Genomic DNA, 15098 nt, shown 5'->3' with positions numbered 1-15098 from the left:
AAAAATAGTCTAAAATTTTAAAAAAAGAAAAAAAAGAAAGAATTAAATTTAATTAATTCTTGTGTTGTAGTATCTAACGCCGTCAGTGTCGTATGTGTACCATCTGTTGACGTCTTCATCGAATTTTTCACCGATTACATCAACGTATGAGTCACTTTGAGGGTTATATACCTTGTAGGTTGTGTTGTTGTTTGCGGTTTCATTTACTCTTGTTGAGTTGTCACCTACAACAGTTGTATTGTTTGCAAGATCTATGTTTATCACAGTCTTGTTTTCTGTCAGGTTGGCGAGATTGTCAACAGGGTTTTCTTTGGTGGCGAGAAATGCACCAAATACTGCAAGAATAATAACCAAAACAACAATTGCTATCAATATTATTTTTTTATTATCCATTATATTCACCTTGTTTTACTTTTTGTTCAAACTAGTATTTAACATAATTGTGCAGATATCCTTCGGATTTACCGAAGAGATTAATCACTGACATCGTAGTCATCTATAATGAAATAGTTGAACTGAGGATGTTTTGATTTCAATTCATCCAGAACCTTCTGTTTGATTGCCTGCCTGTCGGCATCAAAATCTACAATCATGTCAAAGGTTACCAATTTTTCATCTTCATATACAATGAATCCGTGTATTTCAAGGATTTCAGGGTATCTGCTTGCTATTTCATATATGTCATTGCGGATGTCCCTGTAGCTTTCATAATGGGCATATACTCCGACGGTGAGAATGATTGAGAATTCGTTAATGATTTTTGTCTGGATAATTCTTGAAAGCTTTTGAATCTCAAGGGCCGTAAGGTTATCGTCCACCTCTACGTGCACTGATCCCTGTATGTCTTCAGGTCCGTAGTTGTGAAGGGTCAAATCATATGCACCGTAAACGCCAGGGACTTCACAGATTGACTCTTTCAGTTTTTTTGAAAGTTCTGAGTCTGCCCTTGCACCTATCATGCTGTCCACGGTTTCCCTAAGCATGTCAATACCTGCCTTGATGATTACGACTGAAATGATTACACCGAGTATTCCTTCAAGCGAAATGCCGAAAAATACTGAAACAAGCGCTCCTATCAGTGTTGAAAGTGAAATCAGGGAATCGAAAAATGCGTCGCTTCCAGATGCTACAAGCGCCTGTGAATTGATGCTTTCACCGATGTTTTTAACGTATCTTCCAAGTGAGAACTTTACAATGATTGCAACGGCAATGATAATAAGGGAAACTGCCGAATAGCTGGTAACGTCCGGATTGAATATCTTTGGCCATGACTCCATGAGTGAGGTGAAACCCGCCCACAAGACGATTGCCACAATTATCACTGATGAGAAATATTCTATTCTTCCGTAACCGTAAGGGTGTGACTTGTCCGGCTTTTTGTTTGCAAGCTTTGCCCCTATAATTGTAATGATTGAAGAAAGAGCGTCAGTCAGGTTGTTGACTGCATCCAAAGTAATTGCAATGGAGTTGGAAAGTATACCGACACTGGCCTTGAATGCAACCAGAATGAGGTTTACGACAATGCCAATTATGCTTGTCTTTACTATCTTATCTTGTCTTGTCATAAAGTTTATATTTATTTCTAATCGTTAATTAAATGATTGCTTAACTAACAGTTATTTTACACAATATTTAAATTAAATTAAAAATAATATATTATTAACGATATTTTTTTAGGAGTAAATTAATGTATAAAAAGATTTTATTACCTACAGACGGTTCCGGATATGCAGAGCAGGAAGTGGACAGGGTTTCAAGATTACTTTGTGATGGCGGTGAAGTAATCATTTTATCAGTTGCAGGTAAAATAACCTCAAGTGCATTTCAGAGAAAAAACAAAATAAAAAAAGTCAACGAAAGATTGAAAAGGGAAGCAACAGAAGCCGTTGAACATATGAAAGAAATGTTCGACGACAGCATAAACGTCAAAACTCTTGTAAAAACAGGTTTTCCTGCAGAAACAATCAATCAGGTAGCCGAAGAGGAAGACGTGGAACTGATTGTCATATCAGCGTCCGGAAAAAGCGGACTTCACAAATTCCTTATAGGAAGCGTTGCCGAAAAGGTACTTAAAACTGCTGAAATTGATGTGTTATTAGTTCATAATAATTAAAGAGGGGTTTTTTTATGGATAAGGTTAAAGCAATAATCGTGGCGATAGTCATAATAGCTATTGTCGGAATTGCATCAATGATGTATATTTCAGCCAATAGTCACAATACAAAAATTGAAGTTTTAAGCAACTCTACACTTAAAAACGGAGATTTCGTACAGATTCAACTTACCGATGAGTACAGAAACGTCTACCCTGGCGAAACTGTCGACATTAAAATTCTTGATGACTCAGGTTGGGGAAACAAGTATAACGTAACTACCGATGAGGACGGTACCGGAGCAATCAATCTGGTTGCATATGAAAACGGTAACTATACCATTTACTGCAATTACAACGGTACTCTTTTCAACAAGGAGTCAAGACACATCGAACCATTGGTTGTTGATGACGGTTACAATTAAAAAAAATATTGAAGTTAAATTCAATATTTTTCATTTACTTCTTTTAGTCTTTGAAGAGATCTCTCGAAAATCTCATCATTATTTGAATTATATCTTAATTTATTTACCCTGCTGTGGGCATGGACTGTTTTTGGAACGACCATATAATCTCCGTATATTGTTTTCAAGTGATGGTCATAGTTGTTGGGAACCGGAAACACCTTATCGCCGAACTTGGTTTGCTTCAATGGGAACAGCTTTTCATCTTCAAGAAGCATCAGGTCATAGAGGTTGTAAGGACCGCATGCACCTTCAACTCCCGGAAGGATGTATTTTTGCCTGTCAAAAGTCAGGTCAAGCTTGTCATAGACAATTTTTAGTCTTTCATCAGGGTCCATTCCATCGAGAATGTTTTGGAAAAGTTCCTTTTTGGTTAAAAAGTAATGGCGCTGATATTCATCGTCATCCAAATCCGGAGCGTGTCTGACGTAGTCATATGGGAAAACGTCAATTCCGGCAAGAATAGGGTACTCTCCGTTAGGAAGGTAGTCCCTTAAAAAAATCAGAAGAAAGCTTCCGATGATTTCGCCTTTAATTTTACGCTGTTTGTACTGAAGTTTGATTATATCGTCGATTTTATGTTTTTTAACTTCCTCATGGATGATTTTATCAAATTTAATATAATCCTCTCTCATCATTCCGATGTCGGTATCGTCATCCCATGGGATAAAGTAGTTGTGGCGGATACCTCCCAAAAGGGTTCCGTAGTCAAGCCACCAGTTGAGGTCGTTTGCCTTGCAGATGTTGTTTACAAACTCAAGAAGTTCTGTACATAAAGCCTGGAGGTTTTTGAGAATACCAACGCATTCGTGTTTGTAATCCAAAAACAGGACATTGAACAGATCGTTTGTTGAGTCCATATATTTCTTTTGAAGCTCCATTTCCTCTCTTAACTGCTGCAGTTCCTTTTTAATATCGTTGCTGACAGGATTATTACTGTTTTTGTTCGGAAGAACATGCTTTTCATATTGTTCTTTGTAAAATCGGTAACTATTACTTTTATTTAAAAAATATTCCTTAATTCCCATAAAATCACAGATATAATATTAAATTAGTATTATTTATTTATACTATCAAATAAATATCTTTTGTCGGCTAAAAATGATTTTCGACAATTGACATACTCTTTTACATGATTGTTTAAAAATATGGATAAACATTAAAAACAATTATAATTCATTTGCCCAATCTATTACAAAAAGGATATGGATAACCGATTTTTTGAATTGGTGAGTTTCATGGGACTTTGAAATTATTTATATGATAGCCCATATACATTATAATAATAAATCGCATACTGGAGGTTAAAAATGAATGATAAAAATTATTGGACCGAGTACTATTCAACTCATTCCAACCCTACTGGCGCATCTTCCTTTGCGGAGTTTGTTGCGGATAAGCTGGATGAAAACAAAAATCTTATTGAACTGGGTTGCGGAAACGGAAGGGACAGCATTTTCTTTTCAAAAAACAACATCAATGTTGTGGCTGTAGACCAGGTCCAGACTGAAATAGACTACCTCAATGAAAATTATAAAAATGACAACATCACATTTGTCTGTGACGACTTTACAAATCTCAAAGAAACCTCTTCCGAGCTCATAAAGGGAACAGATTTCGATTACATCTATTCCAGATTCACTTTCCATTCAATCAATGAGGCTAAAGAAGACAGAACATTGGACTGGATTTCAGACAATCTGAATAAAGGAGGATGCTTTTTGCTTGAGGCGAGAAGCCTTAATGATCCCATGTTTAAGAAGGGCGACAAGCTAAGCGAATCCGAAAACTTCACAACCCACTACAGAAGGTACATGGACCTTGACGCCATAACCGAAAAGCTGGAGTCAAGAGATTTTGAAATCAGATACAAAATTGAAGACAACGATTTGGCCGTATATAAGGACGACAACCCTTATGTCATAAGAATCATAGCAAAAAAACAATAGAATATGGAAGACTCCATTTAAAAAAAATAAAGTGTTAATATGAAAGTTTCAGTTATAATTCCCGTTTACAATGCCGCAGATTATCTAAAGGAATCCCTTGACGGCATATTGAACCAGTCATTAAGTGACATTGAGGTCATATGTGTAGATGACGGTTCAAAGGACAACTCCCTTGAAATCTTAAATGAAATTGCTGCATCAGACAGCCGTGTAAAGGTTTACCATCAGGAAAACAGGGGAGGGGGTGCTGCTAGAAACGTTGCACTGACACATGCCAGCGGAGAGTACATCTACTTTATGGATGCCGACGACAAGCTTAAAGACGGCGCCCTGGAGGAATGCTATGAAATAGCTGAAGCTAAAAACCTGCACTTTATTATTTTTCAGGCCATAAACTACGCCGAAGATACAGGAGAGTATTTTGAAAGCAGGGATTATTCCATGTATGAGCTTTCGGAATTTGTAGGAGACTCCGTATTCAGTTATAAGGATTTGGGAGATATGGTTTTCAAGATGTCCGTCACCCCGTGGTGCAAGTTCTACAATCATGAATTCGTAAAGGCATCCAAGGCGCAATTTGCCGAAGGCCTGATTTTCCATGACAACATATTCTTTTATGACAGTCTCTTTTATGCAAAGAGAATCTATTTTTTAAACAAGTTCCTCTATATCAGAAGAAGACATTCCGCCTCATCAACAGGAGCAGGTGATGAGCGCTACATTAACTACATCACCATATCCGACATGATATGGCAGATATTCTTTAAACATGGTGTGTTTGACGAATATAAGGAGATGCTGTGCACCAAAAAGTTCGGATCCATGAACTACTGGTTCAAGAATATCCAGGAAGAATACAAAGGCCAATATTTCGCAGAGATGAAAAAGGATTTGGAAAGGATAGCAAGCGATGATGAGTTCTTCCACTATATTGCTGACGATTTGGTTGACTGGCCGAAGGTCATTTTTGAAAGCTGTCTTGAATGCGAAACCGCCGAGGAATACGAGCTCATGATTAAAAACTATGAACTGGAAATAGACAACAGGCATTTGAAAGAGCTTATAAACTGGCCCGTAAGGGATCTGGTATTCTCGAAAATTAAAAGGTGATAGGATGGTTAAGGTTTCCGTTATTGTTCCCGTTTACAATGCAAGCGATTATCTGAAAGAATCCCTGGACTGCATATTGAATCAGACTTTAAGTGATTTGGAGGTCATCTGTGTGGATGACGGGTCAGAAGACAACTCACTTGACATTCTAAATCAGATTGCTTCAGATGATGACAGGGTGAGGGTGTTCAGCCAGTCCAATCAGGGCGGAGGAGCTGCAAGAAACAATGCACTTTCTTATGCCACCGGAAAATATCTCTATTTCATGGATGCCGATGATGAGATTAAAAAAGATGCGTTCGCCAGGCTGTATGATGTATGTGAAGAAAATGACCTTGACTTTGTGATATTCAAGGCAGTCAACTATGCGGAAGATACCGGAGAGTATTTTGAAACCCCATACTACAATATGGATAAAATAAGGGATTTTGCCCGTGGAAAAGTCTTTTCATATGATGATCTGGGCGAGCTGATATTCAACATCAGCGTGACACCATGGTGCAAGTTCTACAACAGACAGTTCGTTTCAAAAACCGGGGCGAGGTTTTTGGAAGGCTCAATATTCCATGACAATCAGTTTTTCTGGGAAGTGCTTTTCAATGCGGAAAGGATGTATTTTCTGGACGAATCACTATACATCAGACGCAGGCATTCCGCCTCATCAACCGGAGCTGGGGATTTAAGATACATAAACATAATAAATGTCGTGAACAACATCATAAAGCTCTTTGTAAAATACGGTCAGCTTGATAAATACAAGGAGATTCTCTACAACAAGAAAGTCTTCTGGATTCATACAAGATATCTGGAAATCAGGGATGAGTTCAAGGACGACTTTTACCGTGAAATGAAACTGGACTTTGAAAACACCGAAGACGCTTCCTTTGAAGGGCTTCTGGACGATAAAAACAGGACCATTTTCACCGGTGCGGTCAACTCAAAGACACGAAAGGAATTCGATTTGAGACTGAGAAACTATGAGCTGACCCGGGAAAACATCCGACTCAAAAATCAGAAAAGATTACCTAATTTTATAAAATACCGAATCAAAAAGATTTTAAAATAGTTTTAAATACTTTTAAAAACATATTTTTTATTAATATAAGTGATATTATGGTTAAGGTTTCTGTTGTAATTCCGGTTTATAATGTTGAGGATTTTCTAGGTGAATGTTTGGACAGTATCATAAACCAGACATTGAAGGATATTGAAATAATATGCGTAAATGACGGTTCCCAGGACCGTTCCCTGGAGATTTTAAATGAATATGCATCCCGCGATGAGCGCATGACAGTTCTTGATCAGGAAAACGGTGGTCATGCCGTTGCAACAAACAGGGGGATGAGGCTTGCAACCGGAAAGTACATATTTTTCATGGATTCCGATGACATCCTTGAACTGACCGCCCTTGAGGAAACCTATAATGTGGCCGAAGAGAGGAACGTTGATTTCGTCATATTCCAGGCAATCAACTATTACATGGATACCGGTGAGCTTGTTGAAGCTGAAAACTACAGCATGAACGAGCTTGCGGATTTTGTTGGGGATTCCGTTTTCAACTACAGGGACATCAGGGATTACGTATTCAAGATTACAGTAACTCCATGGTCCAAACTTTACAACAGGGAATTTGTCATGAAAAACAATATCATATATCCTGAAGGCTTTGTTTTTGATGATAACGTATTTTTCTACGATACACTCTTTGCCGCCGATAGAATAACATTCTTGAGAAAGCATCTGTTTAAAAGGAGATGGTACTCAACCTCATCAACAACCTCCGGCGGACAGCATTTCGCAAACTACATTGATATCTGCGATCTGATCTGGCAGGTATTTTTCAAATACGGAGAGTTCGATAACTATAAGGAGAACCTGCTCCACAAGAAGTTCTATACAAATTTCCACTGGTACAGACATATCAAACCTGAATTCAAACAGTATTTCCTCGACAGGCTCCGTGAGGACTACCGGAGAATTGCAAGCGATGAGGAATTCAAGCAGTACATCATCAAAGACCTCACAGATGCCGAGCGAAGGGTATTTGAATCCGTGCTGACTTACGAGGATGTTGATACCTTCGACTATGCATATGAAAACTATATGGTCAGGCTTAAAAACGAGAGCCTGAAGAGAAGATATGAAAATGCAAGAAAGACTCATGATGATTTAATCAACTCAAACAGTTGGCAGAAGACCCGTATGTTAAGGTCCATTAAAAAATAGGTTAAGTGATGATTATGGTTAAGGTATCTGCCGTAATGGCTTTAAAGGACAATGAATATTTTAGTGATTCTATTGAAAGCGTATTGAATCAAAGCCTTGATGACATTGAAGTGATTTGCATCGGGCAGAACGAATTTGCTCATGAGAAAGTTAAATATGCATCTGACATGGAGTCAGCTGCTGATGAAATCACAGGCCAGTACGTTTATTTTTTAAATCAGGGAGATGTAATTGATAAAAACCTTTTCAGAGACTGTGTTGGAATTTGTGAGGATAAAAATCTTGATTTCCTGCAGTTTGACAGTGATGATGAATTTGACAGCGAAATCCACAGCTTCGTTTTCCTCAAAGGAAAAACATTCAGAATGGACATGGCGAGAAACACCAAGTTTTTCAAAACCTCATTCGCCAGACAGCTTGAAGGCATCGGCGAAGACGATTACCTGTTTTTCTGGGAAGCTGTTTTAAATGCAAAGAGATTCTCGTTTTACCCGGCTCAAGTAACATCAAAGGACGTCACTGAAAGTTACGATTACCAGCTGGATTTGATAGACATATCAAACCGCGTATTTACCAAATTCATTGACAGGGACCTGTACGTCAGATACAATTTCCTTCTCTTTGACTGGAGACTGGAGCTTCTCTACAATACATATATGAATGTTCCGGATGAGTTGAAGGAGGATTATTACACCCATCTCAAGGAGGACTTCACCAAGATGGTCTATCACCACAGGTTTACATACTTTGCATACGGTACCAAGCCTATCTGCATGCTGTTTTTCTCCGATGTTGTATATTCAAATGACTTCGAGGAGTTTGAAAAGCTGATGGTTCAGTATGAAATTGCACTGGATACGGAAAATGTCAGAAAGGAAAATGAAATAATCAAAAAGAACATTGAATTTTTCAAAAAAGAAAATGACAAGATATTCAACTCTACAAGCTGGAAGATTACCGAACCCCTGAGAAGAAAGAAGTGATATCATGGTTAAAATATCAATCATAATGCCCGTATTCAACGGTGGCGAATTTTTGGAAAGATCCATCAGAAGCATTGATGAACAGACATTGAATGACATTGAACTCATATGCGTTGATGACGGTTCAACCGACAACTCCCTTGAACTTTTAAACCAGTACAGTAATGATTATAAATTCATAAAAGTTATTTCACAGGATAATCAGGGCTCAGGCAAGGCCCGAAATACCGGTATTTCAAACGCAACCGGAGACTATATTGCATTTCTTGATGCAGATGACATATTCATCGACGGCGATGCGCTGGAGATGATGTATAAGATTGCCGAAATCAACGGTGCGGATATTGTCTCTGCAAACCTCCAGTTTGTAAACAGGGACTATACTCTTAAGGAAAATCCCCACTACGGCCGTGGAGACTATGCATACTTTGATGGTGAAGGTGAAATAAATCCGAACGACTATGGAATTCCCTATGCATTCTACAAAAACATCTTCAAAAAGGAGTTCCTTGATATGCATGAAATAGTATTTCCTGATTTATTGAGAGGGCAGGACCCCGTGTTTCTCTCAAAGGCCCTTGGAAACACCGATGTCGTATACACATGTTCACGTAACCTCTACGGATATAACCATTCCGTTGGAGGCGGGGTCAACAACAAGATGAACAACTATCAGAAAAAGAAAAGCTATGTGCAGCATTTCAGGGATGCCTGCGATGAGCTTGCACGTGACGGTCTTGTAAAGATATCAGCCGAATACAAGCTGCATCTCACCCGTTATCTCAACTGGAAGAAAAACAATAAGGATGAGGATTTATTCAGGATATACGGTATCATATTCCCTGACCGCTACGAATATTTCACCCAAGACGATGAGAATTTCACAGTATTCAACACTGCGGCAGAATCATACTTATTATATTACTCAGATGATGAAGAAAACTTCAGGATTGTCAAAAATCACATGAAAAATACGGACGAGTCCGTTTTACCAAAACATGTCCGGGAAAAATATGATTTGATAATGAGCTCAGACTCACTGGACGAATACAAGGACTCATATTACAATGATAAAATAGACAGACTGGAGAAAAGACACAAAAATCTAACAGACAAGATTGAAGAGCTTAAAAAAGAAAATGCAATGCTTGAAGAGGAGGCCGCCGGCCTTGAAAGTGATGTGGGAAAGGTAAAATCATCCAAAAGCTTTAAGATTGCAAAGAAATTTAAAAACATTTTAAAATGATGGTGTTACTATGGTTAAAGTTTCTGTTATTATTCCCGTTTACAATGCCGCAGATTATCTCAATGAAGCGATAGATGCCGTGCTCAATCAGACACTGGATGACATCGAAGTGATTTGCGTGGATGACGGATCTGAGGACAATTCACTTGATATATTAAAGGACATTGCCTCCAAGGATTCAAGGGTGATGTATTTCCATCAGGAAAACCAGGGCGGAGGTGCCGCAAGAAACCATGCCCTTCCTCATGCTAAGGGAAAATACATTTATTTCATGGATGCGGATGACATCGTGGATTTGAATGCCTTGAAGGAATGCTATGACATATGTGAGGAGAAAAGTCTTGATTTCGTACTCTTCAAGGCCGAAAACTATGCCGAAGACACCGGAGAGTACTTCAAGACAAGTGACTACAGCATGGATGAGGTATGTGATTTTGTAGGAGAGAGGATTTTCAACTTCAGGGATCTTGGAGATTTGATGTTCAAGGTTTCAGTGACTCCGTGGTGCAAGATGTACAACAGGGAGTTCGTACTCTCGACAAATGCCCAGTTTGCAGAGGGACTGATTTTCCACGACAACATATTCTTCTGGGACGTTTTCCTTTCCGCCGAACGCATATACTTCTATGACAGGTATCTCTACACCCGAAGAAGACATTCAGCTTCATCAACAGGTGCTGGGGACAAGCGTTACGTCAGTTCAATTACAATCAACAACATGATCATTCAGAAATTCATCAATCACGGCCTTTTTGAAAAATACAAAAAGAGGCTTTATGACCACAAGATATACCTGATATTTCACAGGTACTCAACTATGAGGGAGGAATTCAGGGAATTTTTCTATGAGGAGCTTAAAAAGGATTTCTCTAAAATGCTCACACATGAGCTTCATGACGAGTTCATAAGCCTGATTGCTCCGAACAACAAGAAAAGATTTGAAATGGTGGTATACTCCAGGGATTTCAGGGAATTTGACCTACTCTACAGTAACCTGATGATGTCAATGGAGAAAAACACACTCGCAAAAGAGAACAAGAAGTTGAAAGGCAAGGTTAAAAATTACCGCAGGCTGCTTGACAAGGCTCCTGTATCTCTATTTTTAAAGGTTAAGGGTAAATAAGATGTCAGATGAAAATCCTAAAGTTACAGTTATAATGCCGTCATTGAACGTGGCGGACTTTATTGATGAGTGCATCACAAGCGTCACAAAGCAAAGCTTGAGTGACATTGAAATCATATGCATCGATGCGGGCTCTACGGACGGCACTTTAGAAATACTTAAAAGTCATGCCTCAAAAGATTCAAGAGTCAGCCTGATTCACAGCGACAGGAAAAGCTACGGCCATCAGATGAATGTAGCCATGTCCCAGGCCAGAGGCGAATACATCGGCATTGTCGAAACAGACGATTATGTTGACAGTGAAATGTTTGAAAAACTCTATTCATCAAACCTGAATGGAAAGGCGGATGTTGTAAAGGCCAGTTTTTATCATGTTTATGAAAACGGAGATATGAAAAAGGACAGGGCAAAATCAGGTCATGTCACAGAAAACGAAGCTTTTTCAATCGAGGAGTTTCCCGCATTCATAAAAGGCCATCCGTCAATATGGGCAGGAATATACAGGCGGGAGTTTTTAGAAAAAAACGGCATCACATTCATCGAAGAGGCAGGCGGAGGATGGGTGGACAATCCGTTTTTCTATGAAACAGCATTTGCTGCAGATTCAATCGTATATATGGATGACGCCTATTACTATTACAGGGAATTCAATCCCACATCATCATCAAACAATCTCAATGACTACACAATACCTATAAGAAGGATGCTGGATAACCTGGATGTGTATGATAAATACGGCAAAAAAAGCGAAGGCATCGCCAAAATGGTGCATATGAGAGCCTTTGCATATCTCAACAACATTAAAAGAAGAGATTATTTTGATGAAAACCTCCCCGAAGTCAGGCCGCTTTTATGCGAGATGATGTCAAGGCTGGATGAAGAATACATCAAAAAGAACTATTCAGCCGACCAGCAGCTTGAATACTACAGGTATCTCTCACCGCTGAGATTGAAAAGTGACTTTACAGATGATGAATATGAAAAGCTAATCAAAGAGAATGACTTTTTATATGAATTCATATCAGAATTGCAAAATAAAAAAACAGAAAAAAAGCCTAAAGAAACAAATAATACTAAATCCTCTTTTAAAAGTAGATTTAGAAAGATATTTTAGTTAAACTTTTTAAATGATAAAAACATAATTTAATTATTAAGAAATATTGTGATATTATGAATATTACTGTTATCGGAACCGGATATGTTGGACTTGTAACAGGCGCCTGTTTTTCCAAGATGGGAAACAAGGTATACTGTGTGGATATTGTGGAAGAAAAAATCGAAGGTCTGAAAAATAACATTTTGCCTATTTTCGAACCTCATTTGGGTACTCTGGTTAGAACAAGCCAGGAAAAGGGCGATTTGATATTCACCACAGACATCAAAGAGGCACTGGATGATACAGACATCATCTTCATTGCAGTTGGAACCCCTATGGCTGAAGACGGAAGCGCCAACCTTGATTATATCTTCTCTGCAGCATCAGATATTGCAAACAACATTTCCCATGATTCACTCGTTGTCATAAAATCAACAGTTCCTGTCGGAACAGGATACAGGGTTGAGGAGCATATCAATAAGATATTGAAAGAAAATGATTCAAAGGTCAATATCAAAATGGCCTCAAATCCGGAATTCCTAAAGGAAGGTCATGCGATTGAAGACTGCCTGCATCCTGACCGTGTAGTAATCGGAGCCGATGATGATGAGGTGTTTGAAACCTTAAAGGACTTGTACAGTTCATTTGTCCTCAACCACGACAGGTTTGTCCTGATGGACATCAAGTCATCCGAGATGACCAAATATGTTGCAAACGCAATGCTTGCAACAAAGATTTCATTCATGAATGAGGTTGCAAACATCTGTGAGGTTACAGGAGCAAACGTCCAGAACGTAAGAAAGGGAATAGGTTCAGACAGACGTATCGGTTATGACTTCATCTATGCAGGATGCGGATACGGAGGAAGCTGTTTTCCAAAGGACGTGCAGGCACTGATCAATACCGCACAGGTCAACGGATATGAACCGAAACTTCTAAACAACGTTGAAATCGTCAACAAAAAACAGAAGACAGTTCTTGTCAAAAAGGTTATGGACAGATTCGGCGAAGACCTCACCGGAAAGACCTTTGCGATTTGGGGACTTGCATTCAAGCCGGGGACAGATGACGTGCGTGAGGCAACATCCCTTGTCGTTGCATCCCACCTTATCAAAATGGGTGCTAAAATCAAGGCATACGATTCACAGGCTACAGAAGAATTCAAAAAGGCGATTGACGATAAATATCTCGATTCAATTGAATTCTGTACAGGAAGATATGATGCGACTGTCGGGTGCGATGCGCTTATACTCATTACCGAATGGAAGGAATTCAGAAACCCTGATTTCAGACTGCTTGACGAAAACCTCAACCAGCCGGTAATATTCGACGGAAGAAATATTTACGATAAGAAAATAGAAAAATTCGGATTTGAATTATATCAGATAGGATGTTAAAATGGCTTTAATTTCAGTGATTATCCCCGCATACAATGTTGAAAAATATATAGGCGAATGTTTAGACAGTATTATAAATCAGACCATGGCTGATTTGGAAATTATCTGTGTCGATGACGGGTCAAGTGATTCTACCCCTGACATATTCAATGAATATGCCTCCAAGGACGACAGGATAAAAGTCATACAGCAGGAAAATAAGGGTCCTTCAGCAGCAAGAAACACCGGTTTGAGAAATGCAACCGGGCAATACGTTTACTTTATGGATTCTGATGATTACCTTGAAGCGGATGCACTGAAAGAGCTCTATGATATATCCGAAAAGGATTCACTGGACATGGTTATCTTTAAGGCAACAACCTTTGATGAGGATACAGGTGAGCGTTACACAACTTCATACTATGACATGGATAAAATCAGGGACTTTTCACAGGGAAGAGTCTTTAACTATAAGGATCTTGGTGAGCTGATGTTCAGCATAAGCGTATCCCCATGGAGCAAATTCTTCAAGGCCAGCGTCGTCAAGGATCTCTCATTCATTGAAGGAATAATTTTTGAGGACAACATATTCTTCATAGAATCAGTTTTCAAATCCAAGAGGATGTATTTTTACGACAGATATCTCTACAACAGACGTGTGAGGTCAGGTTCACTTATGACCTCAGGAAAAAATTTCACAGACTACATTTTTGTTGCAAACAAGCTGATAGATTTGACAAAAGAGCACGGAATGTTTGATGTTTGCAAATACAACCTTTTTGATAAAATCATTATAAGCAACTTTCTGAGATTTTCACAAAGCATGGGTGAAAGTAAGCTCGACTACTTTGACAAGATGAAAAAGGACTTTCTGGACAAAAAGGAGGAATATGCGCAGGACGACATATTTGAAGTCATTCCCGAAAGGCCTCGTGAAATTTTTGACAGCTGTATTCGCTCAGAGAATGCCCGTGAATTTGAATTGTCAATCAACCTCTACGACACAACCCATAAACTTGAAAGGACACAGGATTTGCTTGAAGAGAAAAAACAGGAACTTATTGATGTCAAAAAGGACAAGAGGGTCTTATTCAAGACTACCCAAAAACTGTCTGAAAAGCTGAATGAGACCGCTCATGAGAAAAAACAGCTTGCCAAGGATAAAAAGGAATACAAGCAGGAAATCAAAGACCTGAAATATGTAAATGAACAGCTGATGACATCCACAAGCTGGAAAGTCACCAAACCTATGAGGGCCATAGGCAAGGCTGCCAAAAAATAGTTTTTCCATGTTATGAATATAACATTGGATTTATTTTTTCTTCTTTTTTTATAATTAAGATAGAATAGACACAGCCGGATTGTTTTATTACTCATTTTTTCAGCCTTTAATTAAATGATTTAAATAATATTTTTTTGACAAATTGTACTAT

The 15098-nt window shown here is 38.7% G+C and carries 15 protein-coding genes; 12 read left to right on the top strand and 3 right to left on the bottom strand.

Annotation, left to right across the window (positions count from 1 at the left end; all coding sequences use genetic code 11):
* Positions 1 to 48 precede the first annotated feature (48 nt).
* Both ACKI2P_RS06460 and ACKI2P_RS06455 read right to left on the bottom strand, forming a co-directional pair.
* The gene (locus ACKI2P_RS06460) at positions 49 to 393 is read right to left on the bottom strand and encodes a hypothetical protein (protein ID WP_407376102.1); all 345 of its coding nucleotides are present in this window, start codon (positions 391 to 393) and stop codon (positions 49 to 51) included.
* A gap of 80 nt (positions 394 to 473) precedes the next feature.
* On the bottom strand, positions 474 to 1565 hold the full coding sequence (locus ACKI2P_RS06455) for a cation diffusion facilitator family transporter (RefSeq protein ID WP_407376100.1): 1092 nt from the start codon (positions 1563 to 1565) through the stop codon (positions 474 to 476).
* Positions 1566 to 1687: 122 nt separating this feature from the next.
* On the opposite strand from ACKI2P_RS06455, the gene ACKI2P_RS06450 reads away from it, so the two are divergent.
* Entirely contained in the window at positions 1688 to 2113 is a 426-nt protein-coding gene (locus ACKI2P_RS06450; RefSeq protein WP_407376098.1) for a universal stress protein, read from the top strand.
* Positions 2114 to 2127: 14 nt separating this feature from the next.
* Positions 2128 to 2517: a hypothetical protein gene (locus ACKI2P_RS06445; RefSeq protein WP_407376096.1), complete on the top strand. Its 390-nt coding sequence runs from the start codon at positions 2128 to 2130 to the stop codon at positions 2515 to 2517.
* 20 nt (positions 2518 to 2537) lie between these two features.
* Here the strand turns inward: ACKI2P_RS06445 and ACKI2P_RS06440 are convergent, their stop codons facing one another.
* A complete protein-coding gene (locus tag ACKI2P_RS06440) occupies positions 2538 to 3584 on the bottom strand; it encodes a phosphorylcholine transferase LicD (RefSeq protein WP_407376094.1) in 1047 nt (348 codons plus the stop codon).
* A gap of 282 nt (positions 3585 to 3866) precedes the next feature.
* On the opposite strand from ACKI2P_RS06440, the gene ACKI2P_RS06435 reads away from it, so the two are divergent.
* Genes ACKI2P_RS06435 through ACKI2P_RS06390 form a run of 10 tightly spaced genes read left to right on the top strand, consistent with a single transcriptional unit; the run spans position 3867 to position 14947 of the window.
* A complete protein-coding gene (locus ACKI2P_RS06435) occupies positions 3867 to 4505 on the top strand; it encodes a class I SAM-dependent methyltransferase (protein ID WP_407376092.1) in 639 nt (212 codons plus the stop codon).
* A 39-nt stretch (positions 4506 to 4544) separates the two neighbouring features.
* Positions 4545 to 5615 (top strand): glycosyltransferase family 2 protein, encoded by a 1071-nt coding sequence (locus ACKI2P_RS06430; protein ID WP_407376090.1) that lies wholly within the window; start codon positions 4545 to 4547, stop codon positions 5613 to 5615.
* 4 nt (positions 5616 to 5619) lie between these two features.
* Positions 5620 to 6681, top strand: a complete 1062-nt coding sequence (locus ACKI2P_RS06425; protein ID WP_407376088.1) for a glycosyltransferase — start codon at positions 5620 to 5622, stop codon at positions 6679 to 6681.
* Between the two features lie 47 nt (positions 6682 to 6728).
* Positions 6729 to 7841, top strand: coding sequence for a glycosyltransferase family 2 protein (locus ACKI2P_RS06420; RefSeq protein ID WP_407376086.1), 1113 nt, complete (start codon positions 6729 to 6731; stop codon positions 7839 to 7841).
* A 14-nt stretch (positions 7842 to 7855) separates the two neighbouring features.
* On the top strand, positions 7856 to 8824 hold the full coding sequence (locus ACKI2P_RS06415; RefSeq protein ID WP_407376084.1) for a hypothetical protein: 969 nt from the start codon (positions 7856 to 7858) through the stop codon (positions 8822 to 8824).
* Between the two features lie 4 nt (positions 8825 to 8828).
* Positions 8829 to 10070, top strand: a complete 1242-nt coding sequence (locus ACKI2P_RS06410; RefSeq protein WP_407376082.1) for a glycosyltransferase — start codon at positions 8829 to 8831, stop codon at positions 10068 to 10070.
* A 10-nt stretch (positions 10071 to 10080) separates the two neighbouring features.
* The gene (locus ACKI2P_RS06405; RefSeq protein ID WP_407376080.1) at positions 10081 to 11193 is read left to right on the top strand and encodes a glycosyltransferase family 2 protein; all 1113 of its coding nucleotides are present in this window, start codon (positions 10081 to 10083) and stop codon (positions 11191 to 11193) included.
* Between the two features lies 1 nt (position 11194).
* Positions 11195 to 12307 (top strand): glycosyltransferase family 2 protein, encoded by a 1113-nt coding sequence (locus ACKI2P_RS06400; RefSeq protein ID WP_407376078.1) that lies wholly within the window; start codon positions 11195 to 11197, stop codon positions 12305 to 12307.
* Positions 12308 to 12363: 56 nt separating this feature from the next.
* Complete coding sequence (locus ACKI2P_RS06395; protein ID WP_407376077.1) at positions 12364 to 13686, top strand: UDP-glucose dehydrogenase family protein; 1323 nt, start codon at positions 12364 to 12366, stop codon at positions 13684 to 13686.
* Position 13687: 1 nt separating this feature from the next.
* The gene (locus ACKI2P_RS06390; protein ID WP_407376075.1) at positions 13688 to 14947 is read left to right on the top strand and encodes a glycosyltransferase; all 1260 of its coding nucleotides are present in this window, start codon (positions 13688 to 13690) and stop codon (positions 14945 to 14947) included.
* The last annotated feature ends 151 nt before the right edge of the window (positions 14948 to 15098 follow it).

Source organism: Methanobrevibacter sp. (genome assembly GCF_045541095.1).
Classification (GTDB): domain Archaea; phylum Methanobacteriota; class Methanobacteria; order Methanobacteriales; family Methanobacteriaceae; genus Methanocatella.
Note: the sequence above shows the minus strand (reverse complement) of the source record. Positions and strands in the feature narration are given on the sequence as shown.